General features: G+C 33.1%; 2 protein-coding genes. One reads left to right on the plus strand and one right to left on the minus strand.

Annotated elements, in window-relative coordinates:
- Positions 1 to 178 precede the first annotated feature (178 nt).
- Positions 179 to 1,312 (minus strand): metallophosphoesterase, encoded by a 1,134-nt coding sequence (locus F6K13_RS31215; RefSeq protein ID WP_124146158.1) that lies wholly within the window; start codon positions 1,310 to 1,312, stop codon positions 179 to 181.
- Between the two features lie 153 nt (positions 1,313 to 1,465).
- On the opposite strand from F6K13_RS31215, the gene F6K13_RS31220 reads away from it, so the two are divergent.
- Entirely contained in the window at positions 1,466 to 1,597 is a 132-nt protein-coding gene (locus F6K13_RS31220; RefSeq protein ID WP_275670411.1) for a hypothetical protein, read from the plus strand.
- The last annotated feature ends 272 nt before the right edge of the window (positions 1,598 to 1,869 follow it).

A 1,869-nucleotide genomic window follows, 5' to 3' on the forward strand; every position in this document is an offset into this window, starting at 1 on the left:
AATTTTTTCTGATAACTCCTGTAGGTTAAACACTAATAAAGTCTCCAGATCATAGGTAGCATAAAAACTCTTGTTTTCCTCTAAATTAATATCAACAGCAGGACCCCTCCTAAAGCTCTAGAATCAAGTAATTTTAAATTACCTCGATAGACAGTATGTCAGATTATCCCCATTTTTGTTAACTAGGCAACATTACTTCTTTTTCTCGTAAAACCCAACCATTTAAACCTGTAATTTTTTCTGGTAACTCCTGTGGATTAACCACTGCTAAAGTATTCATGTCATAGGTAGTATAAAAACTCTTGTTTTCCTCTAGATTAATATCAACAACTGTCAAAGTATTTCTGGGAGATAAGTTACTACCAATTAAAGTACGCGGACCGCTACCTAAAGCACCAGAATAAAGCAACTTCAAATTACCTTTATAACCAGGAAAATAAGCATGATGATGACCGCTAATATATAGGTGAACATTATACTTTTCTAGGATAGTTCGTAACTCATCAGCTTTAGCTAAAACATCACCAATTTTATTTTTAGTAGGAGCAACAGCATAAAAAGGTAAATGCCCCATGACAATTCGCATTTTTGCTGTTTGTGCTTGACTACTTGCGAGACTTTTTTCTACCCATTCTAATTGTTGTTTAGGAATCCGAAGCATAGAAGCATCCCAAATTAAATAAAAAATTTCTTTATGGAGAAAGCTGTAATAAAAAGGAAATCCATCTGCTTCTAAAAAATTTATGTTTAAATCATTTTGATGTTTGCTCCAATAAAGTTGTGCTTGTCTGCGCTCTTTTTCATACTTATATCCATCCCCAGATTTTTTGAAATAACCTGAAGCATCATGATTGCCAATAGTAATAGCAAAAGGTTGTTTTGCTTGACGTAATGGTGTGACAATATAACGGTCAAAACCATTCCACATAGCTTGAATATTTTCTTCAGTAAGTGACAGTTTTTGTCCGGCAATCATATCACCGGCACAAAGTAATAAATCTGGCTGCCATTCAGATATTAAAGGAATAGTTTTTTCTACTTGCTGTTGGTAAGTTGTGGAACCATAACTACTGTTTAAATCGCTGATAACTACGAGTCGAATATCTCCTTGTTTTGGGGCAAACATTCCTGGAGGAGCGGGTGTTGATGGAGTCGATATTTCTGAGGGATTAAAAGTCTGATTGCCGGGAATTTGAGACTTAAAATTTTCTACGTTTGTAGTCTTGGTTTGCTGAAAATTTTTGCAAGAATTAAAAGCTAATCCTAATGCACTGCCGAGAGAAATTAGGAAATAACGACGGTTGAATTTCATTTTTTTCTCCACAATTACAATTAATTAGGTTAATTATATCTGAACTTTAAGTAAAGGTTTGATTAGCTTGGTGTGAAATATAAAATTTTATGCAAGCATTCAGGTGTCAGCTATCAGCTATTAACTTAATTACCCTTTTTTGAGGAATCAGAGTTGAAAGATTTAACAGAATTAAAAGTACCAAATATATTAGATATATTAGCTACTTGCTCACGACTCAATATTACTCAAATCCTCAAACTACTAATTCCTGTTAACGTAGTTCCTCCGGAGGAGGAAAGCTGACCCCCCATGGCTGAATGCTGACAATTTTATTAATCTCTTGTTAACCTCTTTTTAAACAACTAATCCCTATTTTTGTTAGCTGTTATACATTGATTAAAACAAATAAAAATATTGATAAACTGCCTAAAAAATCCTGCTATTCTTTTTATTGGTATTTTTCAAATATTTAGATAAATTCAAACTAGATTGTCATTTTTTATCCTATAGACAACTGTGGGAAACTTTCCAAAATTTGCTTTTTCTGTTCCTTCAAAAATCGACTAAAAATGGCA

It is taken from the genome of Okeania sp. SIO2B9 (assembly GCF_010672505.1).
GTDB classification, from domain to species: domain Bacteria; phylum Cyanobacteriota; class Cyanobacteriia; order Cyanobacteriales; family Microcoleaceae; genus Okeania; species Okeania hirsuta.